The following is a 23,772-nucleotide window of genomic DNA, read 5'->3' on the forward strand; positions in this document are numbered from 1 at the left end:
ACGGTGGCCGGGTCGGGACCGGCATGACGGGGCGATGACGGTGCCGTCACGACCTCTGGGTCACTCTCTCCTCGGTTCCAACCGACCGCGCACAACGCGCCGACCGAAGGGCCGGACCGATGGAGGACCTCTCCTTCCAGCAAACCGTCGATCGCCTCCTGGTCCATCGGCACGCGGTGAACGAAGTGTTTCTCACCGACCTGGTGCCGATCGACCGCGACACCTGCGTTATCGGCGCCCAACTCCCGCTGTCCCACCCTTATTTCCTCGACCAGCGCGCACCTGCGGCACGGTACGACGCGCTGCTGCTGACGGAGTGCTGCCGTCAGGCCGGCACCTACGTGGCACACACCCAGTACGGGGTGGCGCGCGACTGGGTGTTCCTGGCCGCCGCCACCTCCATCGAGTTGGAGCGCACCGACATCCTGGAAGTGGGCGACAGCCCAGGCCAGTTGATCCTTGAGGTGCACTCTCTGCCTTCCTTCCGCGGCGGTCTGCTGCGCAGCGTCCGCACCCGCCTCGACCTGTCGATCGCCGGCGAGCGGATCGGCGTGATGGAGGGCGAGGGGCGCTATCTGGACCGTGAGGAGTACGGGCTGCTGCGCCAGGGCCGCCGGGGTGGGCAGGTGCCGCTGTCCTCGGCCCTCGGTGCCGAACCCGCCGGGGTGCCGGTCGCCCCCCGTCTGGTGGAGCGACGCGACCCCCGCAACGTTCTGCTGGTCGATGCCCACGGCACCGCGGACGGCCTGGCCGCCCGGCTGTGGGTCTCCGGCCGGCACACGACGATCTTCGACCACCCGCTGGACCACTACCCGGCGATGGCCCTGCTGGAGGCGGCCGCACAGGCCACGACACTGGCGGTACGGCTCGACGGGGCGGACGGCGCCGAGGTACGGATCACCGGGCTGGCGGCCGACTACGTCCGCTTCGCCGAAGTGGACGCCGACGTGGCAGTCACGGCGACGATCACCGAGCGGCCCCCGGCGGCCGGCGACGGACCGATCACGGCAGACGTGGTGTTCCAGCAGCACGGCGCCGTCCTCACCGAGATCGCCGTGAGGGCCGAACTCCACACCTCCGACCGTGTCCCGGCCCGGCAGGCGGTGGCCGCATGACGACACGCCACGAACGACAGGAACCGCCGGTGCGGGCCGTGTGGACCGACTTCGGGGGCGTCTGCACGCAGCCTGTCCGGGACAGCATGCGGGTGTTCGCCGAGCGGGTCGGCGTCCCGCGGGACCTGCTCCAGAAGGCCATCGCACGGGTCACCGAGGACGCCGGTGCGAGCGACTCGATGGAGCTCCTGGACACCCCGCTGATCACGGAGACAGAGTGGGCGCGCCGGGTCGAGAAGGTGCTGGCCGGGGAGTTCGGGCTGCACGCAGACCTCGGCGACCCGGGCGAAGCCTGGTTCGGCGGCCGTCCCGCCAATTCCGCGTGGGTGGCGCACCTGCGGGACATCAGGGCGCACGGCGTCTTCGTCGGCCTGCTGTCCAACATGGTCCCGACCTGGGAGCGGCACTGGCGGGCCATGGTGCCGCCGGACGGCGTCTTCGACGCGCTGGTGATGTCGTACCAGGTGGGCGTGCGCAAACCCATGCGCGAGATCTTCGATCACGCGGCCGCCGTCGCGGGCGTACCGCCCGAGGCCTGTCTGCTCGTCGACGACCTGCCGGCCAACTGCGCAGGGGCCGTCGCCGCGGGTTGGCGGGCGGTCGAGTTCAAGGACACCCCGGAAGCCGTCGCCGAGGTGGCGTGGCTGACCGGCACCGGGCGCGCGTGACGGCGGCGACCGCCCCGCGATCCGGCCAACTTCCAGAGAGGTGACGTGCGATGACCGCAGAGAACAACGAGATCGAGCTGTTCGTCCTGGAGATGCTCCGGACGCGTTTCGACGTGCCCGAGGCGAAGCTCACCGAGCAGGCCACCCTCAAGAGCCTCGGGCTCGACTCCCTGGGCGGCGTGGAGCTCAGCCTCACCATCAAGAAGAAGTACGGGGTGCAGTTCATCGCCGGTGAGATCGGCGTGGAGTTCACCGTCACCGACGTGGCGGACCTGACCCGTCAGAAGCTGGGCGAGCTCGAAGCGGCGGCCTCGTGACCGGCGCCGCCGGCCGGCGCCCCGACGTGGTCGTGACCGGCCTCGGCGCGGTGTCCGCGGCCGGTGTCGGGGTGCCGGAGAACTGGGACCGCGTCTGCGCGGGCGTCTCCACCGCGGCCCCCGACCCCGGCCTGCCCGATCTGCCGGTGAACATCACCTGCCGGGTGCCCGGCTTCGTGCCCGCCGACGTGGTCGGCGCCCAGGAGGCCCGGCGCACCGACCGGACCACCCAGCTCGGTCTGGCCGCGGCCAAGGAGGCGTGCGCCGACGCCGGATTCGACCCCCTGGACTGGAACGGTGCCCGCGTCGGCATCGTCATGGGCACCTCGATCGGCGCCGCGCACAGCTACGAGGCCGAGCACCTGCGGTACGTCGAGGAGGGCCACGAGTGGGTGTCCCCGCTGTTCGGCGTGACCGCCCCGATGAACCTCCTGGCCGGTTACCTGGCGGCGGCGCTCCACGCGTACGGCCCCAACATGGTGGTCAACACGGCCTGTGCCGCGGGCCCGGCCGCGATCGGCACCGCGCGCCAGTTGCTTCAGGCCGGACTGTGTGACGTGGTGCTGGCGGGCGGCGCGGAGGCTCCCCTGACGGGGCTGGTGATCAGCGGCCTGGTCCAGATGGGCGCGATGTCGCGGCGGACCGACGATCCGGCCGGCGCGTGCCGTCCGTTCGACGTGGGCCGGGACGGCATGGTCCCCGCCGAGGGTGCCGGAGTGCTGGTCCTGGAGCGCGCCGAGGACGCCCGGGCGCGAGGCGCGCGGGTCCGCGCGGGTGTCGCCGGATACGGGGCCTCGGCGGACGGCTACCACATGACGGCGCCGGATCCGGAGGGTGTCGGCGCGGAGCGGGCGATCCGCATGGCGCTGGCGGACGCGGGCCTCACCCGTGCCGACATCGGGCACGTCAACGCGCACGGCTCGTCGACTCCGCTCAACGACCTGGCCGAGAGCCAGGTGATCGACCGGATCTACGGATCGCCCGCGGTCACCTCCACCAAGGGCGTGGTGGGCCACGCGCTGGGCGCGGCCGGCGCGCTGGAGTCCGTGTACACCGTCCTCTCGCTGGAGAACGGCCTGGTGCCCCCGACGGCCAACCTCGTCGAGCAGGACCCCGCGATCACCGTCGACGTGGTCTCCGGCAAGCCGCGCGAGCTGGCCCTGCAGGCGGCGATGACCCATTCGTTCGGCTTCGGCGGCCAGAACGCCGTGGTCGCCTTCACCCGGGCGTGAGGCACCGGGTCCTGCCAAGGGAAGGAATCTCCTCTCCATGAGCCGGTCCGTACTGATATCCGGCGGCAACCGCGGGATCGGCCTGGCCGTCGCGCGGGCGTTCGCCGAGGCCGGAGACCGGGTGGCGGTCACCTATCGCTCCGGCATACCCCCCGAGGGCTTCCTTGCCGTGCCCTGCGACGTCACCGACACCAAGAGCGTCGAGGCGGCCTTCGACACCGTCGAGCGGGAGCAGGGCACCGTCGAGGTGATGGTCGCCAACGCCGGCACCACCCGCGACGGCTTGGTCCTGGCGATGGACGACGACGACTTCCTCGACGTCGTGGACACCAACCTGGTGGGCGCCTTCCGGATGGCCCGTCGCGCCGCCCGCTCCATGCTCGAACAACGCTGGGGGCGGCTGCTGTTCGTGTCCTCGGCCGTGGCCGCCATGGGCGGCGCCGGACAGGCCAACTACGCGGCCTCCAAGGCCGGGCTCGTCGGCTTCGCCCGGTCCCTGGCCTGGGAGCTGGGCAGCCGCGGCATCACGTCCAACGTGGTGGCCCCCGGGCCCGTCGAGACCGACATGAGCGCCGCCGTCGATCCGGCACGCCTCGACTGGGTGCTCGGCGCCAGCGCCCTGGGGCGGATGGGCGCCCCCGAGGACGTCGCCGCGGTCGTGCGCTTCCTCGCCGGGGACGAGGCCCGCTTCGTGACGGGCGCCGTCGTCCCGGTCAGCGGCGGCTTCGCGATGGGGGCGTGATGCACGTGAGCCTACGAGACCTACGAGGTGAGCTGTGAGCGAGAAGACCGACGTACTGATCGTCGGGGCGGGCCCGACGGGGCTCACCCTCGCGGCCGGGCTGCTGAGCCGGGGCGTGCGGGTGCGCGTCATCGACCGAGCCGAGCGGGCCAGTCCGCACTCCAAGGCGATCACGCTGTGGCCGCGTTCCTTCGAGGTGTTCGACACGCTCGGCGCCGGCCGGGAGCTGTACGACCGCGGCGTGAAGCTGGCGGCGACGAACTACTACACCGGCGACCGCCACATCGGCCGATTGCGCATGCGTCCGCTGACGGGCACCCGCTTCCCGGTGCCGGTCTCCCTGCCCCAGGTCACGACCGAGGAGGTGCTGCGCGAGACGGTGGGCCGCCACGGCGGCCGGATCGAGTTCGGCAGCCGCCTGGAGTCGTTCGTCCAGGACGACGACGGCGTCACCGCCCGGCTCGCCGACGGCACCGAGATCAGAGCCGGCTGGCTGGTGGGCTGCGACGGCGCGCACAGTACGGTCCGCGAGGGCGCCGGGGTCTCCTTCGAGGGGGCCACCTACCCGCAGTCCTTCGTCCTGGTCGACGGCGAGTACGACACCGAGTACGTCCACGACGAGTCGTACTACGTCATGGGGCGCACCGGAGTGATCGTGGTGGCCGGTCTGCCCGGCGGGCTGTACCGCTTCTTCGCGAGCGTGCCGCCCGGAGTGGAGGTCGAGGACGCCGAGGCGGCCGTGGCGCGCGCGGTGGCGGAGAACTCTCCGCTACGGGCGGACTCGGTGAAGGTGGCGGGCAGCGGGGTCTTCCGGATCCACCGCAAACTCGCCGACCGGATGCGGGTGGGGCGGGTGCTGCTGGCCGGGGACGCCGCCCACATCCACAGTCCGGCCGGCGGGCTCGGCCTCAACACCGGTGTCCAGGACGCCGGTTCCCTCGCCTGGCGGCTGGCCGCGGTCGTCCGGCGCGGGCTGGACGAGGCCGAGCTGGACGCCTGGCAGGAGGAGCGGCTCTTCGTCGCGCACGGGGTCGTTGCGGAGGCCGACCAGCAGACCCGGATGTGGCTGCTCAAGGGCTGGCGCAGGTGGCTGCGGGACGTCGGCATCACGGTGGGTCTGCGCACCGGCGTGATCGAGCGGGTGCTGCCGCGTCGCATGGCCCAGCTGGACCTGGTGCTGCCCGTCCAGGGGCCGGCCGCGGGGCGGCTGCGGCCCGGCTCCCGTCTTCCCGACGTGCCGGTCACCGGCCGCGGACAGTACTTGTACGACCTTCTGGGCGGCGGACACCTGCTGCTCGCCGCCGGCGACGAGGGCGCCGGCGCGCTGCCCGGCCTCGGGCTGCCGGTCGACGCCGACCCGGAGGTGCTGCGGATCGTCACCGTCCCGCTGCACGTGGCGCAGTCCCTCGGCGTACCGCGCCGGGCCCTGTGCCTGGTCCGCCCCGACGGCGTGGTCGCGGCCGCGGCCGCCCCGTCCGACCGGGCGGCCGCCGAAGCACTGCGCGCCCGGCTGCTGGCCCTCGTCACGCCCGCACCCGCCGAGAGCCGGGCGCGCTGACGCTGCCCGTCGGACGCATGGCGCCCCCTGACGCAAGGAGAGAGCACACACCATGACGACCACACCCCCGTCCTCCGTACCCCGGGTCGCCCTCGGCGAGCAGCTGGAGGTCTCCGCGCTCGGTCTCGGCTGTATGGGCATGGCCGAGTTCTACGGGCCCTCCGACGAACAGGAGTCCGTCGCCACCATCGAGCGGGCCGTCGACCACGGCGTCGACTTCATCGACACGGCTCACATGTACGGCGGCGGCCGCAGCGAGCAGATCGTCGGCCGGGCGCTCGCCCGCATCGGCCGCGACCGGGTCACACTGGCCACCAAGTGCGGCCTGGAGCGCACCGACACGGGCGTACGGATCGACGGCACACCCGACCGTATCCGCGTGGCCGTCGACGAGAGTCTCTCGCGCCTCGGCACCGACCACGTCGACCTGCTGTACCTGCACCGGGTGGACCCCGAGGTGCCGGTGGAGGAGTCGATCGGCACCATGGCCGAGCTGGCCGCCGCGGGCAAGGCACGGCTGCTGGGCATCTCCGAGGCCGGCGAGGACAGCCTGCGCCGTGCGCACGCCACCCACCCGATGGCGGCGCTCCAGTCGGAGTTCTCGCTGTCCACGCGGGAGCCGCAGCGCACTCTGCTGCCGGTCTGCCGGGAACTGGGCATCGGGTTCGTCGCCTGGGGGCCGCTCAGCCGCGGGCTGCTGACCGGCAAGCTCCCGGCGACCGAGTTCCCGGACGACGACATCCGCAGCGTGCTGCCGCGGTTCGGGCGGGATGCCCTGACCCACAACCTCCGGCTGGCCGACCGGCTCGCCGGGTTCGCCCGGGACCGCGGTCTGACGCTCGCTCAGCTGGCCCTGGCGTGGATCATCGCGCAGGGCGCAGTGCCGATCCCCGGCGCGATGAACCGCGGGCAACTGGACGAGAACCGGGCCGCGGCCGACATCGTCCTCGACGCGCGGACCCTGGCCGAACTGGACGAGCTGGCCCCGGAGGGCGCCTTCGCCGGCGACCGCTTCCACGCGCCGATGCTCTCCACCGTGGACCGGTAGGGGGCCCGTGATGCTGGTGATCGGATTTCCCGGCCAGGGCGCGCAGTCCAAGGGCATGGGACATGAACTGTTCGCCGAGTTCCCGGAGTTGGTCACGCAGGCCGACGAGGTGCTCGGGTATTCCATCGAGCGACTCTGCCTGGAGGATCCGCAGGGAGAGCTGCGCGGCACCCGGTTCGCCCAGCCCGCCCTCTACGTGGTCGAGGCGCTGGCCTGGCTGCGGCACCGGCGGGACCATGTGGAGCCCGACGTACTGGTGGGCCACAGCGTCGGAGAGTACGCGGCACTCTTCGCGGCCGGTGTCTTCGACTTCGCCACGGGGCTGCGCCTGGTACGGCGGCGCGGCGAGCTCATGGCCGACAGCATCCCGGGCACCATGGCCGCACTGCTGGGCCTCGACCTGCCCGAGGTCAGTGACCTGCTGGAGCGCAGCGAACTGACCGCGCTCGACGTCGCACTGCACAACGCGCCGGGCCAGGTGGCGCTCGCCGGCCCGGAGGAGGCTGTCGACCGGCTCGTCGACATGGCGGCCGAGGCCGACGTGAAGTGCGTACGGCTCAATGTGAGCGGGCCCTTCCACTCCCGCTACATGCGACACGCGGCCCAGGGCTTCGCCGCGGAACTCGCCCGGATCGAACTCGCCGCCCCGCGCGTCCCCGTCCTCGCCAACGCCACCGCACTGCCCCACGAGCCGGGCCGGGTGGCCGACGCGCTTGTCGCCCAGCTCACCGGGCCCGTGCTGTGGCGGGAGAGCGTCGAACGTCTCCTCGACGCAGCCGACGACGAGTTCACCTTCGTGGAACTCGGGCCCGGAACCACCTTGACCGGAATGGTGCAGCGCATCCGCCGGTCCGTGACGGCGTCGCTGTAGCCGCCGTCGTACGGCCGAACGCACCCACCTGATCACCGGGAGAACTTCGTGACCGACGCACCACACTCCCCGCTCGCCGTGGTCGGCATGGCGGGGCGTTTCCCCTCCGCCCCCGACCTGGACAGTTTCTGGAAGCTCCTCATGGAGCGCGGTGACGCCATCCGGCCCGTGCCCGAGGACCGGTGGGACACCTCGCAACCGCTCGACCCCGAGGTGCCCGTGCAGTCCGTGGGCGGGTTCATCGACGGGGTGCAGGACTTCGACCCCACCTTCTTCGGCATCTCCCCGCGCGAGGCAGCCAGCATCGACCCGCAGCAGCGGCTGATGCTGGAGACCGGTTGGCGGGCCCTGGAGGACGCCGGCATCCGGGCCGTCGACCTCGCGGGCTCCCGCACGGGGGTGTACGTCGGCGCGCTCTGGCACGACTACGAGGTGCTGCGCAAGGACCGCGGCGCACCGGCCACGCCGCACAGCGCGTTCGGCAACGCCAACGACATGATCGCCACCCGGCTCTCCTACTTCCTGGGCCTGCGCGGCCCCAGCCTCACCGTGGAGACGGGCTGCTCGGCATCCCTCGTCGCCCTGCACCTCGCGGCCCAGGCGCTGTGGGCGGGCGAGATCGAGGCGGCCGTCGTCGGCGGCACCAACCTGATGCTCGCCCCCGACCTCACCGTGGGCCTCAGCCACTTCGGCGGCCTGTCGGAGAGCGGGCGCTGCCAGGCGTTCTCCGCGTCGGCCGACGGATATGTGCGCGGCGAGGGCGTCGCGGCCCTGTACGTCAAGACGCTGGAGCGTGCCCTGCGCGACGGCGACCGGATCCACGGCGTCATCGCGCACTCCGCCGTGAACAACGACGGCGGTGGCGAGAGCCTGGTCACCCCGGACCCGGCCGGCCAGGAGGACCTGCTGCGACAGGCCTGGACGAGCGCTGCCGTCTCCCCCGACGAGGTCGCCTACGTCGAGGCGCACGGCACCGGCACCGGTCGTGGCGACCCGGTCGAGGCCACCGCCATCGGCCGCGTCCTCGGCCAGGTCCGCCGGCCCGGCAGCGGCCCCCTGCCGATCGGGTCGGTCAAGTCGAACGTAGGTCACCTGGAGGCCACCGCCGGACTCGCAGGCGTCATCAAGGCGCTGCTGTCGATGAAGCACGCGGTGGTGCCGCCGAGCCTGCACTCCGGGATCCTCAACCCGGCGATCGACTTCGAGGATCTGAACGTCACCGTCGTACGGGAGCCGCTGCCGCTGCCGCGCGACACCGACTACTACATGGGCGTCAGCTCCTTCGGGTGGGGCGGCACCAACGCCCACGTCGTGCTGCGTACCCCGCCCGCCGTGCCGCCCGCTGCCGAAGAGCCCGTGCGGCGGGACACCCTGAGCCTGTTCCTCTCCGCGCAGGGACGCCAGGCCCTGACCGAGCGGGCCCGCGGGACGGCGGCCGCGCTGCCTGCGGCGGGTGACCCGCACGGGTTCGCGGGCACCCTCGCCCGGCGGCGCGACCACTTCGCCGACCGGGTCGCCGTCGTCGCCGACGACGCCCGCGAGGCCGTCGAACTCCTCGCCCGCTTCGCCGAGGCCGAGACCGAGGCCGGGCAGTCCGGGAACACGGCGGAGGAGATACCCGGCCTGGTCGCGGGGCGGGCCCGCAAGCCGGGTCGCACCGCCTTCGTCTTCCCCGGCCAGGGCACCCAGTGGGCGGGCATGGCGAGCGAGCTGTTCGCCCATGACGCGGTGTTCGCCGCGACGATCCACCGCTGCGCCGACGCGCTCGCCCCCCACGTCGACTGGGACCTGACCGGCATCGTCTCCGGCGACGCCGGGGACGGCTGGCTGGAGCGCGTCGACATGCTCCAGCCGACTCTGTGGGCGGTGTCGGTGGCCCTCGCCGAGGTGTGGCGGGCCGCGGGTGTGGAGCCCGACGTGGTCGTCGGCCACAGCCAGGGCGAGGTCGGCGCCGCCACCGTGGCCGGCATCCTCTCCTACGCCGACGCCGCGATGATCGTGGCCCGGCGCAGCTCCCTCGCGCGCCGTACCTCCGGCCGGGGCCTGATGCTCGCCGTGGACCTGGATGTCGCCGGGGCCCTGGCGGCCCTGGAGGGCTTCGAGGAGACCGTCTCCCTCGCCGTCAACAATGGTCCGCGCTCCTGTGTCCTGTCGGGTGAAAAGGAGTCTGTCCTCGTCTTGAAGGAACTCCTGGAGGCGGACGACGTCTTCTGCCGCCTGGTCAACGTCGACTACGCCTCGCACAGCCCGCAGATGGACGAACTGGAGGACGACCTCCTCGCCGCCCTCGCCGCGGTCGCGCCCCGGGCCGGCTCCGTACCGCTGATGTCCACGGTGCGGACGGCCGTCCTGGACGGCCCCGAGATGGACGCCTCCTACTGGGTGGACAACCTTCGGCAGCCTGTGGCCTTCGCGGACGCCATGCAGGCGCTCTTCGCCGATGGGGTCACCCACGTCGTCGAGGTCTCCGGTCACCCCGTCCTGGTGCCCGCACTGGAGGAACTGGCGCAGACCCAGAGCGACCCCGCGCGCGTTCTGCCCACCCTGCGCCGCCACCACGGCACCGTCCGCGACCTCGGCACGGCACTGGCCAGGGCCTACGTCGCCGGCCTCGAACCGTTCGGCGGTCTGCCCCGCGACTCCTGGGAGGCGGTGCCCGGCTATCCGTGGCAGCGGCGCCGGTACTGGGTGGAGCAGGGCCGTCGGCGCGGCACCCCGAACGGCGGGACGGACTTCGTCCTCACCCCGTCCCCGGCCGAGCAGGACGCCTGGGAAGGCGGCTGGGAACTGGGCCGCGACGACACGCCCTGGCTGCGGGACCACCAGGTGTACGAGGCGGTCGTGCTGCCCGCCACGGCGATGATGGTGTTCGCCCTCGACACGGCCCGCGCCCGCACCGGGGCGGCACCGCGCGTCCTCACCGGCGTCGACTTCCGTCAGGACCTCACCTTCGCCGACGAGCCGCGCCGCCTCTCCGTGCGCTGGCAGGAGGACGTCAAGGACGGCGGCACGTACTCCCTCCTGTCGCTCGCGGAGGGCGCGACGAGCTGGACGACCCACGCGACGTCACGCGTCTTCTACACCACGCCGCCCGGGCACCCTGTCCCCGGCTTCCCCGAGCGGCTGACCGGCCTGCCACCGGCCGGCGTCGAGGAGTTCTACGCCGAGCAGGCCGCACGCGGCCTCAACTACGGTCCGGCGTTCCAGGGACTGCGCTCGCTGCGCATCGACGGGCGCGAGGCGTTGGGCGACGTACTGCTGCCGGAGCGGTGCCGCGCCGGAGCCCGTCCGCACGGCCTGCACCCCGCCCTGTGGGACGCGGCCCTCCAGGTCTCTCTCGCCCTGTACCCGCGGGACGTCACCGTGGTGCCCAGGTCGGTACACCGGGTCGAGCTGCTCCAGGACCCCGCCGAACCGGTCACCGAGGTCTGGTCCCACGCGGTGCTGCGCGCGGACGGCGCGGTCGACCTCCACTTGTACGACAGCGCGCGCCGCCCGCTGCTGACCATGACGGGCCTGGTGATGGAGCCGCTCGCGACAGCCGACGGCGGCACCGACGAGACCGGCACGCACACCTACGGATTCGGCTTCGTCGAGCAGCCGTGGGGTGCCGTGGACCCCGCACCCGGCACCTGGGCGGTCGTGGCGGGAGAGGCCGACGACGCGGCCCGTGAGCTGGGCGAGGCACTGATCGCCGCCGGTGCCCCCGAGCCGCTGCTGATCGACGCAGTGCAGACCGGCGAGCCGTACGCGCGACTGCGGGGCGCCGCCGACCTGGCGGGCGTGGCTTTCCTCGCACCCGTCGGCGACCTCGGCGCGCAGCGCCGCGGCCTGCTCGAACTCACCGAGCTGGTCCGGGCGTGCGCCACCCGGCCGGTGCCGCCGCGGCTCGCCGTGGTCACCTCGGGCGCCCAGCCGGTGACCGGCGACGACGGGGTCGACGCGGGCTCCGCACTGTACTGGGGCTTCGGCAGGGTCCTGCGCCAGGAGCACCCCGAGCTGCGTTCCCTGCTGCTCGACGTGACCCGCGCCGACCAGGGCTGGGCGCAGGAGTGCGTGGCCGAACTGCTCACCGTCGACGACGCCGAGGACCAGGTGGCGCTGCGTGCCGGCCGTCGCTTCACCGGCCGCCTCACCCACGGCGAACCCGGGCCCGCCGGCGCTCCGCCCGCCTGGGCCCGCTCCGAGCCTGCGTATCACCTGGTGCCGGAGCGCCCGGGACTGTGGGAGGGCCTGGTGTTCCAGCCGCTGGTCCGGCGCACACCGGCCGCCGGCGAACTGGAGATCGCGGTGACGGCGTCCGCGCTGAACTTCCTCGACGTCATGAAGGCCCTTGGCACCTTCCCGGACCCCCGGGGGGCGGACCTGCTCGGCATCGAGTGCGCCGGCGTGGTCACCCGCGTCGGCCACGGCGTCACCGAGCCGGCCGTGGGTCAGCGCGTGGTCACCTGCGCTTTGCCCGCGCACGCCTCGCACATCACCGTACGGGCCGACCACGTGCGGCCGGTGCCCGACCGGTGGAGCGACGAGGAGGCCGTCAGCCTCCCCGTCGCCCTGACGACTGCCTGGTACTCGCTACACGACGTGGCCCGGCTGGAGGCGGGCGAGACCGTGCTGATCCACTCCGCGGCGGGCGGCCTCGGCCTCGCCGCCGTACAGCTCGCCCGGCTGGCCGGCGCCGAGATCATCGCGACGGCCGGCACCGCGGACAAGCGCAACCACCTGAGGGAGCTGGGCATCCGCCACGTCTTCGACTCCCGCGGACTGGATTGGGCCGAGGAGGTGCGTGCCGCGACCGACGGCCGTGGTGTCGACGTCGTCCTCAACTCCCTTGCCGGAGCGGCCATCCCGCTCGGTCTCGACGTACTGGCCGAGGGCGGCCGGTTCGTCGAGGTCGGCAAGCGCGACATCTACTCCGGACACCGGGTCGCTCTGACCGCGTTCAAGAAGGGCATCAGCCTGGCCTCCGTCGACATCGCCGCCATGATGGACCGCAGGCCCGAGCGGTTCGCCCGCCTCCTGCGGGAGGTCTGGAGCGTCGTGTCGGCCGGCGACATAGCTCCGCTGCCCGTCGTCCGCTACCCGATGGCGCGGGCCGCGGAGGCCATGAGGGCCATGTCCCAGGGCAGCCACATCGGCAAGTTCGTCCTCGCCGCCGACCCGGACGTCCCCGTGGCGGTCGCACCGCAGCCGCTGCGGGAGGGCCGCCTGCGCGCCGACGCCACCTACCTGATCACCGGCGGTCTCGGCGGACTGGGCCTGTCCCTCGCCGAGTTCCTGGCCGACCTGGGTGCCGGCGCACTGGTGCTGCTGGGCCGCTCGGCGCCCGGCGCCGAGGCACAGGCCCGCATCAAGGTTCTCCGCGACAAGGGACTGCGCGTGGACACGCACCGTGTCGACGTCTCCGACGCCGAAGCCGTCCACCGCACCCTTGAGCAGGTACGGGCCGAACTGCCGGAACTGCGCGGTGTCGTGCACGCGGCCGGGCTCCTCGACGACGCGACGATCCGCACCCTCGACGCCGGGCAGCTCGCCCGAGTCCTCGCCCCGAAGGTCGACGGCGCCCGCCATCTCGACACCGCGACGGAACAGGACCCGCTGGACTTCTTCGTGCTGTTCTCCTCGGTGGCCTCGCTCGTCGGTCTCGCCGGACAGGCCGCCTACAGCGCGGGCAACGCCTACCTGGACGCCCTGGCGGCCCGGCGCAGGCGCCGCGGGATGCCGGCCCTCAGCGTGCAGTGGGGTCCTTTCTCGGACGTGGGCCTGGCCGCACACGAGGACGCCCGCGGCTCCCGGCTCGCCGAACGCGGCATGGGCGGACTTACCACCGAGGGGGCGTGGCACGCCCTCGCCCGGTACCTGGACCGCGGTCATGAGGTGGCGTCCTACGTACGGCTCGACGTACGCCAGTGGCTCGACTCCTACCCGGACACCGCGGCGAAGGCGAGCTGGAGCACCCTCCTCGCGGAGGGAACGAACCGCGCCGGTGGCACGGCCGGAGCCGGCCGGTTCGCCGCGGAACTGCTCGGAGCCTCCGACGAGGAGCGCCTGCCGCTGATCGAGGCGCAGGTGCGCGAACTCGCGGGACGGGTCCTGCGCCTGGAGACCGCGGCCGTCGACCGCGAGGCGCCGTTCAAGGAACTGGGACTCGACTCCCTGCTCAGCCTCGAGTTCCGCAACCGCCTCGAAGGAGCCTTCGCACTGAAGTTGTCGCCGACCCTGCTGTGGACCTACGGCACCGTACGCGCCCTGTCGGCGGCGCTGTCCGAGCGTCTCGCGCAGGCTGCGGGGCTCACGTCAACCGGAACGGAGTGAGCATGCAGGACACGTCTGACGGGGCGCCCACCCAGGGCCCCGCCCCGGCTCGGGGGACCACCCCCCTGACCCGGGCGATGGAGACGATCAAGCGCCTCAAGGCGGAGCTCGCGGAACGGCGTGGCGACGGCCCGGTCGCCGTCGTCGGCATCGGACTGCGCCTGCCGGGCGGCATCACCGGACTCGACGAATACTGGGAGGCGTTGCGCGAGGGCCGGGACCTGGTGCGCCCGCTGTCCGACGAACGCAAGAAGCCCTTCGCGGCCCAGTGGGCCGACCTGCCGCACCGCGGCGGCTTCCTCGACGACGTCTTCGGCTTCGACGCCGAATTCTTCGGCATCCGCGGCCACGAGGCCCGCAGCCTCGACCCCCAGCACCGGCTGCTGCTCGAAGTGGCGTGGGAAGCACTGGAGGACGCAGCCCTGCCCCCGGACCGCCTCTCCACGGCCAAGGTCGGCCTGTACACGGGCCTGACCAACCACGACTACGAGCACTGGCGCGACGACGACCCCGAGTTCGGCTGGATCCTCGGCAACATGCCCTGCTTCGCGGCCGGCCGGGTCTCCTACACCCTCGGTCTGCGCGGACCCGCCATGTCCGTGGACACCGCGTGCTCGTCCTCCCTGGTCACCGTGCACCTGGCCCGCCAGGCGCTGGCCAGGGGCGAGTGCGAGGTGGCCCTCGCGGGCGGGGTGAACCTCATCGTCGCCCCCCACATGACACGGCTGATGTCCCAGTCCGGTCTGCTCGCCCCTGACGGCCTGTGCAAACCCTTCGACGCCCGCGCGAACGGCTTCACCCGCTCGGAAGGGTGCGGGATCGTCGTCCTGAAGCGGCTGGACGACGCCGTCCGGGATGGCGACCGCATCCATGCCGTGATCGAGGGATCCGTCGTCAACCACGACGGCCGCTCCACCAGCATCAGCGCACCCAACGTCCTCGCCCAGGCCGAACTGATCCGGGCGGCCCTCGACGACGCCGGGCTCGAGGCGGCCGACATCGGCCTGGTGGAGACCCACGGCACCGGCACCGCCCTCGGCGACCCGATCGAGATGGAGGCCATCACCGAGGTACTGGGCCGGCCGGCCGCCGGGTCGAAGCTGTGGATCGGCTCGGCCAAGGCGAACCTCGGCCACCTGGAGGCCGCGGCCGGTATCGCGGGCCTGGTCAAGGCGATCCTCAGCCTGCAACACCGCATCGTGCCGCCCCTGGTCCACTACCGCACCCTCAACCCCCGTATCGACCTCTCCGGCACCGGGATCACCATGCCCACGGCGCCGGAGCCCTGGGAGGCAGGGTCGAACGGCCGCCACGCCGCCGTCAACTCCTTCGGCCTCAGCGGCACCAACGCACAGGTGATCCTGCGCGCCCCCGATCCCCGGGGAGCTCAACAGGACGTCCCCGTCGACGGGTTCGAACTGTCCGCGAAGACCCCCCAGGCCCTGCGCGAGTTGGCCCACCGCTACCACACCCACCTCGATGCCACCGGGGACGCCGGGTACCCGGCCTTCGCCTACACGGCCACGGAAGGCCGCGCCCGCCACCCGCACCGGTCCCGGATCGCCGCCTCCGACCGGGCGACCGCGCTCACCGCACTACGGGCGCTCGCCGACGGAGCCGACGCCCCTGCGAGCACCGAGGTCACCGACGACGGTGTCCCAAGCCCCTACCGCAGGCTTCCGCGCCGGGTGACGGCCTTGCCCGCCTACCCCTGGCAGCGCCACCACTACGCCGTCGACCCGCCCACGGCAGACGCCAGCAGCGTCCGCCATTGAGCAGGGAGGGAATCCCATGGCCGCACGACGGACGTCGGAGTCCGGACTGCCCATCGAACCCGTCTACGGTCCCGAGTCCCTGGCGGGCTGGACACCGCAGGAGAAGCTCGGCGAGCCGGGCGCGTATCCGTTCACACGCGGTGTCTATCCGTCGATGTACACCGGGCGGCCCTGGACCATGCGTCAGTACGCCGGTTTCGGTACGGCGACGGAGTCCAACGCCCGTTACAAGCAGCTGATCGCGAACGGCACGACGGGCCTGTCGGTCGCGTTCGACCTGCCCACCCAGATGGGCCACGACTCCGACGCGCCGATCGCGCACGGCGAGGTCGGCAAGGTGGGCGTGGCGATCGACTCGGTCGACGACATGCGGGTGCTGTTCGGCGGGATCCCGCTCGACCAGGTCTCGACCTCGATGACGATCAACGCGCCCGCCTCGGTGCTGCTGTTGCTCTACCAGTTGGTGGCGGAGGAGCAGGGGGTGGCCGCCGACCGGCTGACGGGCACGATCCAGAACGATGTGCTGAAGGAGTACATCGCGCGGGGTACGTACATCTTCCCGCCGAAGCCCTCGCTGCGGTTGATCGCGGACACCTTCAAGTACTGCCGGGCCGAGATCCCGAAGTGGAACACAATCTCGATCTCCGGCTACCACATGGCGGAGGCGGGTGCGTCGCCCGCGCAGGAGATCGCCTTCACACTGGCGGACGGGATTGAGTACGTGCGGACGGCGGTGGCCGCCGGGATGGATGTGGACGACTTCGCGCCCCGGTTGTCGTTCTTCTTCGTGGCGCGTACGACGATCCTGGAGGAGGTGGCCAAGTTCCGTGCGGCGCGCAGGATCTGGGCGCGGGTGATGCGGGAGGAGTTCGGCGCGAGGAATCCGAAGTCGTCGATGCTGCGGTTCCACACGCAGACGGCCGGGGTGCAGCTGACGGCGCAGCAGCCGGAGGTGAACCTGGTCCGGGTCGCCGTCCAGGGCCTGGCCGCGGTGCTCGGCGGCACGCAGTCGCTGCACACCAACTCCTTCGACGAGGCGATCGCGCTCCCGACCGACAAGTCGGCGCGACTGGCACTGCGCACCCAGCAGGTGCTGGCCTACGAGACGGACGTGACCGCGACCGTGGACCCCTTCGCGGGCGCGTACGTAGTCGAGAAGATGACGGACGAAGTCGAGGCGGCGGCGGGGGAGCTGCTGGCGAAGGTGGAGGAACTGGGGGGTGCCGTGGCCGGCATCGAGCGCGGCTTCCAGAAGGGGGAGATCGAGCGCAACGCGTACCGGATCGCGCAGGAGACCGACTCCGGTGAGCGGGTCGTGGTGGGCGTCAACCGTTTCCGGCTGGACGCGGAGGAGCCGTATGAGCCGTTGCGGGTCGACCCTGCGATCGAGGTCCAACAGGCCGAACGGATCAGCAAGTTGCGCGCCTGGAGGAACCAGCACCGGGTGGACGCGCACCTCGTCCTGCTGCGGAAGGCGGCGGCGGGGGACGAGAACGTCCTCTATCCCATGAAGGACGCCCTGGCTGCCGGAGCCACGGTGGGCGAGGTGTGCAGCGCGCTGCGCGAGATCTGGGGCACCTATGTGCCCCACGAGCTGTGAAGGAGACGCCCATGCCCACGCCTATCCGCGTGGTGATCGCCAAGCCCGGCCTCGACGGCCATGACCGCGGGGCCAAGGTGATCGCCCGTGCCCTGCGCGACGCAGGCGTCGAGGTCATCTACACCGGACTCCACCAGGCCCCGCGCCGAATCGTCGACACGGCACTTCAGGAGGACGCCGACGGGATCGGGCTGTCGGTGCTCTCCGGGGCCCACATGACGCTGTTCGCCGAGGTCGTCGCGTTGCTGAAGGAGGCGGGTGCGCAGGACATCACCGTCTTCGGCGGCGGCATCATCCCCGAGGCCGACGCCTCGGCGCTCCGGGCCATGGGGGTGGCCGCGCTCTTCAGCCCGGGCACGCCGACCGGCGACATCGTCCAATGGGTGAAGAGCGCCGTCCGCCCCCCGGACGTCATGTGATTTCGTCCGGTCAGGGCGTGCCCGGCGGCCCCGTGCAGGGCGCCGCCGGCCGCCCAGGCCCGACTGACCGGCACTGGGCGAGCTCGTGGCCGGTCGGGAACGCCCGGTCGGTGGCGGGAGGTCGGGACCTGCCCCCGAGCCCCCGGCGCCGGGCGCAGCGCACCGGGGGCGTCGGCTGTGACGGCCCGGCCGGACGGTGGGACCGAGGCCGTGCGCCCCGCCGTGCGCGGCCGGGACGCACCGAAGGGGTCAGCGGACCGGCAGTACGGCGGTGTGCTCCTCGCGCACGGCCTTGAGGGAGCGGGGGTCGAGACCGAGGAGGCTCAGGATCGTCGGCGCGATCTGTTTGGTCTGCACGTCCGCCGAGTCGCGCACGCCGTCCGGGACGGAGGCGCCGGACACGACGAGGGGGACGTCGAGGTCGTCGGAGTGGCCGCCGCCGTGCTCGGCGATCTTCTTGGTGCCGCCGGTGTAGACGACGCCGTACTGCGCGACACCGAAGAGGTCGGGGACCCGGGCGTCGCCGGCCTTGACGTGGAAGTAGTCGGCCGCGGCCCGGCCTGCGTAGACCTTGCTGAGCCCGCTGCGGGTGTAGGCCTTGGGCGCGGCGTTGATGTCGGTGCCGGTGCCGTTCTGCGCGAGCAGGTACTGCTTGGCGAAGGCGGTGGCGGCCGCGGAGCGGTCGGAGAGCCACAGCAGCATGGCGTCGTCGTCCACCGCGTGCGTCACCAGGTCGGCGGCGCCGGGGTGCAGCTTCTTCCAGGCGGCGTTGAGGCCGTCCAGCAGCGGGCCGTCGTCGACGCGGGTGAGCGCGGCCGGGTCGGTGGGCGACTGGCCGTGCTTGGCGGAGAGGATGACGGTGGTGCTGCCGGACAGGTGCCGCTTGCGGATCTCGGCGGTCAGGGCGCCGATCTCGGTGTTGACGAAGTCAAGGTTCTTCACCAGCAGCGGGCCCGGGACGTTCTTGGCGGTGTAGCCGCCGGTGAGACCGTCCGAGGCGGGCAGCTTCTGCGCGGTGGAGACGGACTGGAAGTTGAGGCCGAAGACCGCCGGGGTGCCGACCTTGTGGGAGCGGCTGTGGTCGTAGCCGTCGATCTCGTTGAGGACGGCCCGCACCTTGTAGCCGTCGTACTGTTCGGTGGCCTTGTTGTCCTTGGTCCAGTCGTCGCCGGTGGCGTAGCCGAGGGCGTCGCTGTTGATCTCCGGGGTGAACAGGTCCTGGACGCCGGTGCCCGAGGGGCCGTTGAGGATCTCGTAGGCGGCGTGCTTGTCCGACCAGGCGGTGCGCAGACCTGCCTGGCGGGCCACCTCGAAGACCGTGTTCACCTTGAGGTACGAGTGCGGGTAGACCGGCTTGCAGGTTTTCGGGTCGACCGGCAGCTTCGACGCGTCGATCAGGGTCTCCGGGTGGCCGGTCATCGACAGGATGCTGTCCGGCAGGCCCGCGAGGCCCTGACCGGCGTCGATGGAGGCCTGGTTCTTGTCCAGGTCCTCGGTGAGGTCCACCTCGACCCCGGGCTTGACGCCCTTGCAGCTGGTGGTTCCGGCCGGGAGGAGCGCGGCGTTGTAGGTGTCGTCGTAGTAGACGCCCGTGGTGCCGGGGCTGCCGCCGGTCGCCTGGGCGACCATGCCGGGGAAGGAGTCGGACGGCGTGGTGGTCCTGGCGTGGGTGTACTCCACGCCGCCGCCGACCAGCCGGGCCAGCGCGGACTCCGGGTGTCTGGCGACGTACCAGGCCAGGTCCGACTGGTGCAGCCCGTCGACGGAGATCAGCAGGACATGCCTGGCGGCGGCCCGGTGGTGCGGGGCGGCGAACGCGGAGGGCTGGGCGGCGGTCACTCCGGCCAGGACTCCGGTGGCGGCGAGGATGGCTGCGGATCTGACGTGACGTCTGGACATCTGGTACCTCCCGGGTGTTCGGGGCGTGCTGCGAGTGCCGGGCTCATCAGAGTCGCGCCCCGTGTACCGGAACCGGCGCGTCTGTGAACAACCTCGGAATGGGCGGTCGGGGCTTCACCAAGCAGGTCTGGTTTTCCCCAAGAGGGAGGGCGTCCCCGACCTCGGGCGAGCCGGATGACCGGAGCCGACAGGTCGCGGGCTGGGTGTGGAGGTCCGGGGCGCGGTGCCGCTCGGCTGTGTGCGGTCGACGTTCGTGCCGCTCCGTGTCGCGCGCTGCAGCAACAGCGCGCGACCAGGCTGAGGGCTCATCACATGACGCTGCGCGTTTCGGAGGGGGGCCGGGTGGCGCGTTCTGTGCTTCCGGGGCCTGACCGGTGGCCGGTGGCCGGTGGCCGGTGACCGGTGGCCGGCGAGCGGCGAGCGGTGACTCGTGAGCGGGTGCGCCGGTCGTCACAGCCGCCGCAGTCCGGCCAGCACCCTCTCCATCAGTGCCTGGGTCGGGACGTCGCCGGCGTCGGTGGCCGTCTCGTGGACGGTGATCATCCCGCGGTCCGCCAGGTCGCCGAGGAGGACCTTGGCCACTCCCAGCGGCACCGCCACGAGAGACGCCACCTCGGCCACCGACCGCGGTTCCCGGCACAGGTCGAGCACCGTGCGGTCCCACTGCGCGGCAGCGCCCCGGACGCCCTCCGGGCCGGCGGCGGTGACCAGGGTCTCGACCTCGAAGTGGTGGTGGGAGCTGGTCCGGCCGCCCGTCCACACGTAGGCGCGGACGAAGGCCGCTGCCGTTCCCGGCTCCGCGCTCTCCGGGACCTCCGGGTCCTCCGTGGCCTGCCGGTGGTCCGTCCGTGCGTTCGGCTCATCCGGCTCGTCCGGCTCGTCCGGTCCCTCCGGCTCGGCGGCAGGCGGCGGGGTGGCCTCGCCGTCGTCCCGCGCCGTCGCCTGCTGCGGCGTGTCACCGGTGCCGGAGGTCTTCCGCCGGCGTCGTCCCGTGCCGAAACTGAACGCGTTGAGCACGTCGGCGAAGGTCTGCTCGTCCTGCGCGTCCTGGTCTCTTCGAGGGCCGGGCGGTCCTTCACCGGTGCTCATGGTCTCCTCGTCCGGGCTAGCGGGCCGAGGCCTGCTGCAACTGCTGCAACTCGGTGCGCAGTTCCGGGGTCAGCAGCTCGCCGACCTGGTCGACGAGCACGGTCATCTCGTAGGCGATCTGGCCGATCTCGCAGTCCGGAGCGGCCAGGGCGACCAGGCACGACCCGTCCCGGATCGACATCATCAGCATGTTGCCGTGCTCCATCTGGACCACGGTACGCAGCGCCTTCCCCGTGTCCAGGCAGTCGGCTGCACCCTGGATGAGGCTGACGGCACCCGCCGCGACGGTGGAGAGCTGCTCGGCGCGGTCGCCCGGCAGCTGGTCCGACGCGGTGAGCAGCAGTCCGTCGGCCGAGATCACCACGGCGTGCGCCACATGGGGGACGCGTTGCGTGAAGTTGGTGACCAGCCATCCGAACTGGCTCACCTCCGGGGACTGGGGTGAGGTCATGGCTTCTTCCTGCCCGTTTCCGATGAGTTGTGCGTCTGATCGGGCTGCGTCCGACGGATGCCCGACTGGTAGCTGCTGAGGAAGCTCTGGGCGCGGCCGGCCTTCGTGCCCGCGGTGCCCGCGGCTGTCCCGTCCCCGGCGGCGTCCCCGGCGGCGGACCGGTCGGGCCCGGCCGGAGCGGACCGGGTGCGCGGAACCCTTCTGGGCAACCCGGCCTGCGTGACGCCGGACGCCGGCCGCTCGGGCTCCTGCGTGTCGCGCCCGGCCGCCGGTGGCACGGGTGCGGGCCCCGTCGGCGTGGGAACGGTGAACCACGACGGGGTCGCGGGTTTCCGGGGCGCGCCGTCGTCGTCCGCCGGGGCGGGCCCTGTCGTGCCCGGGGCGGCCCCTGTCGTCGTCGTGGCGGTGGCGAACGGCCGCTGCGGCGGGTGTGACGCCGTGTCACCGGGGTCCTTGCGGCCGCCGCGCGTCCGTACCGGAAGCGCGCCGGCGGGGCGCTCGGACGCGGTGTCCGGCCGGTCCGTGCGGGCCGCAGGCGCCTGCGCCGTGACCAGCTTCGCCGGTACCCGTACCCGTGCCCGCAGTCCCTTGACGCCCGGCTGCGCGCTCAGGCTGACGGCGATGCCGTGCCTGGAGGCCAGGCGGCCGACCACGAGCAGCCCCAGCTGCCGGGACGCGCGCGTGTCCGCGGCGGTGCCCGTCGCCACGCGCCGGTTGGACCTGGCGAGGTCGTCGGCGCTCATCCCGATTCCCTCGTCCTGGATCTCGATCAGCAGCGAGCCGTCGTCCTCCCGGGCGCCGCCGACGACCACCTGGGTGTGCGGCGGGGAGAACGTGGTGGCGTTGTCGAGCAGTTCGGCGACCAGCCGCCCCAGGTCACCGGCCGCGTACCCGATGACGTCGACGGGAGGGCCGGGCCGGACGAGCACGCGCCGGTAGTGCTCGATCTCGGAGACCGCACCCCTCAGCACGGTGTCCACCGCCGCACTCTGGGCCGAGCGCACCAGCGTGCTGCCGCACAGGACCATCATGTTCTCGTTGTTGCGCCGCATCCGCGTCGCCAGGTGATCGAGCGTGAAGAGGCTGGCCAGCTGCTCCGGGTCCTCCTCGTGCCGTTCGAGCTGTTCCATCAGCCGCAGCAGCCGGTCCACCAGGCTCTGGCTGCGCCGGGAGAGGTTGACGAGGGTGTCCCTGAGGTCACCGCGCAGCTCGGCCTGCTCCGCCGCCAGCCGCACCGCCTGGGCGTGCACCGTGTCGAAGGCTCTGGCGAGCTGGCCGAACTCCTCCGTCGTGTGCACCGGCACGGCGTCGACGACGGTGTTCGCCTTCCGCCCCTCGCGCATGTCCTCGACCGCGGCGGGCAGCCGGTGCTCCGCCACGTCGAGTGCGGTCGAGCGCAGGACGGTCAGCGACCGCAGCAGGTGCCGGCCGATCCCGAGACCGATGGCAAGGGCGAGCAGCAGCACCGCGAAGAGGATGACGGACGCCAGACCCGCCTGGTCGCTCGTCCGGTCCTGCATCCCGGCCGACGTGGTCCGCATGGTGCGCAGGAAGCCGTCCGCCGCCTTGTCGACGAGAGCACCGGTGGTCTCCGAGTCGCGGTTCCAGCTGTCGACCGGGACACGCAGCGACGGGGTGGCCTTCTGCGCGGCCAGTGCCTCGCTCACCACGTGCGCGCGCCGGCTGACGGCCGGTCCGGTGACCGTCCGCCGGTAGCCGCTGAGCTCCGCGGGGGTGGCCACGGCCCGGAAGGCGGCGAGGCTGTCCCGCAGGCGCAGGTCGGCCTCCTGCAACGCCCTGAGGAGTGCCGGGGCCGCCGGACGGCCCCGGCCTGCGGCCAGCAGCAGGATGGCGTGTTCGAGGTGGATCTGCTCCTCGGCCCGCTCCAGGCCGTACAACGCGGTTGCCGATCTGGTGAGTTCAGGGCTGATGAACCCGCTGCCGAGTGCCTGGTCCAGATCGAGCAGCCCCGTGATGATCGTGCCGTAGCCGTCGAGCGCCCTCCAGGAACCGATGCCGCCCGACGCCACCTGCGTACGCAGGGCGGGCAGGCGGGCCAGCAGACCGACGGCGTCCCGGTAACGGTTCGCCGCGACGCCCGTGAGGGAGACGCTCTGCTTCTCCGTGCGGGCGACGGCGGTCCGGGCGCTGTCGACACTCCGCGTCTGCTGCCGCAGGCCGGCGGGATCGTCGACCGTGTCGGCGGTGTCGGCGCTCAGCAGTTCGACGGACATCGTGCGTTCCATCTGCAGGGCCTGCAGCAGCGTCCGCAGCTGACCGCGCATCTTGACCAGGCGTTGCAGGCCCGCGTAGGAGTTGGCGCGGGTGACGTCGTCATGGATCTGCACGACGCCCAGGCCGACGGCGAGCAGGGCGGGTACGAGCAGCACCGCCGTCAGTTTCACGAGAAGCCGCCAGTTCCGCCACTGCACGAGCGAAGCCCACAGCGATGGTCGTACTGGAGGCGTGGTCGTATGCCCGGCCGCGGTCACGATATGAACTCCGTGCTCGGAACAGCTTGCTTGCAGGGACGCGGTGGAACCGAGGCGAGCTTAGGGCAGCGGAGCAAACGGCAACAATGCCGTTCCCCGGCCGCGCTGCCGACGAATCAAACCGTTACTCACATGTTCTCCAGATTTCGTGGGCCGGCTGGAGATGCCGTGCGCCTGTGGG

At 72.5% G+C, this 23,772-nt stretch carries 16 protein-coding genes; 12 read left to right on the plus strand and 4 right to left on the minus strand.

The window, feature by feature from the left end; translation table 11 throughout:
- The first annotated feature begins 119 nt into the window (after positions 1–119).
- From ACFY0K_RS06425 to ACFY0K_RS06480, 12 genes are read left to right on the plus strand one after another with little or no spacing between them, the layout of a single operon-like run.
- On the plus strand, positions 120–1,115 hold the full coding sequence (locus ACFY0K_RS06425; protein WP_390638889.1) for an AfsA-related hotdog domain-containing protein: 996 nt from the start codon (positions 120–122) through the stop codon (positions 1,113–1,115).
- Complete coding sequence (locus ACFY0K_RS06430; RefSeq protein ID WP_390638890.1) at positions 1,112–1,783, plus strand: HAD family hydrolase; 672 nt, start codon at positions 1,112–1,114, stop codon at positions 1,781–1,783. The genes ACFY0K_RS06425 and ACFY0K_RS06430 overlap by 4 nt, the downstream gene beginning before the upstream one ends.
- 50 nt (positions 1,784–1,833) lie before the next feature.
- The gene (locus tag ACFY0K_RS06435; RefSeq protein WP_351493491.1) at positions 1,834–2,100 is read left to right on the plus strand and encodes an acyl carrier protein; all 267 of its coding nucleotides are present in this window, start codon (positions 1,834–1,836) and stop codon (positions 2,098–2,100) included.
- Entirely contained in the window at positions 2,097–3,332 is a 1,236-nt protein-coding gene (locus ACFY0K_RS06440) for a beta-ketoacyl-[acyl-carrier-protein] synthase family protein (protein WP_390638891.1), read from the plus strand. Before ACFY0K_RS06435 ends, ACFY0K_RS06440 begins: the two co-directional genes overlap by 4 nt.
- Positions 3,333–3,369: 37 nt before the next feature.
- Positions 3,370–4,074, plus strand: coding sequence for an SDR family oxidoreductase (locus ACFY0K_RS06445; protein ID WP_390638892.1), 705 nt, complete (start codon positions 3,370–3,372; stop codon positions 4,072–4,074).
- A 34-nt stretch (positions 4,075–4,108) separates the two neighbouring features.
- Complete coding sequence (locus ACFY0K_RS06450) at positions 4,109–5,632, plus strand: FAD-dependent monooxygenase (protein WP_390638893.1); 1,524 nt, start codon at positions 4,109–4,111, stop codon at positions 5,630–5,632.
- A gap of 52 nt (positions 5,633–5,684) precedes the next feature.
- On the plus strand, positions 5,685–6,680 hold the full coding sequence (locus ACFY0K_RS06455; protein WP_390638894.1) for an aldo/keto reductase: 996 nt from the start codon (positions 5,685–5,687) through the stop codon (positions 6,678–6,680).
- A gap of 10 nt (positions 6,681–6,690) precedes the next feature.
- Positions 6,691–7,551, plus strand: coding sequence for an ACP S-malonyltransferase (fabD, locus tag ACFY0K_RS06460; RefSeq protein ID WP_390638895.1), 861 nt, complete (start codon positions 6,691–6,693; stop codon positions 7,549–7,551).
- Positions 7,552–7,599: 48 nt separating this feature from the next.
- Positions 7,600–13,866: an SDR family NAD(P)-dependent oxidoreductase gene (locus ACFY0K_RS06465; protein WP_390638896.1), complete on the plus strand. Its 6,267-nt coding sequence runs from the start codon at positions 7,600–7,602 to the stop codon at positions 13,864–13,866.
- 2 nt (positions 13,867–13,868) lie between these two features.
- The gene (locus ACFY0K_RS06470; protein WP_390638897.1) at positions 13,869–15,641 is read left to right on the plus strand and encodes a type I polyketide synthase; all 1,773 of its coding nucleotides are present in this window, start codon (positions 13,869–13,871) and stop codon (positions 15,639–15,641) included.
- A gap of 16 nt (positions 15,642–15,657) precedes the next feature.
- Positions 15,658–17,241, plus strand: coding sequence for a methylmalonyl-CoA mutase (locus tag ACFY0K_RS06475; protein ID WP_390638898.1), 1,584 nt, complete (start codon positions 15,658–15,660; stop codon positions 17,239–17,241).
- 11 nt (positions 17,242–17,252) lie between these two features.
- Positions 17,253–17,660 (plus strand): cobalamin B12-binding domain-containing protein, encoded by a 408-nt coding sequence (locus ACFY0K_RS06480; protein WP_390638899.1) that lies wholly within the window; start codon positions 17,253–17,255, stop codon positions 17,658–17,660.
- Positions 17,661–17,909: 249 nt separating this feature from the next.
- Here the strand turns inward: ACFY0K_RS06480 and ACFY0K_RS06485 are convergent, their stop codons facing one another.
- From ACFY0K_RS06485 to ACFY0K_RS06500, 4 genes are all read right to left on the minus strand, one after another.
- Entirely contained in the window at positions 17,910–19,559 is a 1,650-nt protein-coding gene (locus ACFY0K_RS06485) for an alkaline phosphatase family protein (RefSeq protein WP_390638900.1), read from the minus strand.
- Positions 19,560–20,009: 450 nt separating this feature from the next.
- Positions 20,010–20,648 (minus strand): DUF742 domain-containing protein, encoded by a 639-nt coding sequence (locus ACFY0K_RS06490; protein WP_390638901.1) that lies wholly within the window; start codon positions 20,646–20,648, stop codon positions 20,010–20,012.
- 16 nt (positions 20,649–20,664) lie between these two features.
- Positions 20,665–21,099 carry a roadblock/LC7 domain-containing protein gene (locus ACFY0K_RS06495; protein ID WP_390638902.1) on the minus strand — a complete coding sequence of 145 codons (435 nt, stop codon included), beginning with the start codon at positions 21,097–21,099 and terminating at the stop codon, positions 20,665–20,667.
- Positions 21,096–23,531, minus strand: coding sequence for a nitrate- and nitrite sensing domain-containing protein (locus ACFY0K_RS06500; RefSeq protein ID WP_390638903.1), 2,436 nt, complete (start codon positions 23,529–23,531; stop codon positions 21,096–21,098). The genes ACFY0K_RS06495 and ACFY0K_RS06500 overlap by 4 nt, the downstream gene beginning before the upstream one ends.
- Positions 23,532–23,772: the final 241 nt, after the last annotated feature.

Origin of the sequence: Streptomyces sp. NPDC001507 (genome assembly GCF_042894765.1) — a bacterium.
Taxonomy (GTDB): Bacteria; Actinomycetota; Actinomycetes; order Streptomycetales; family Streptomycetaceae; genus Streptomyces.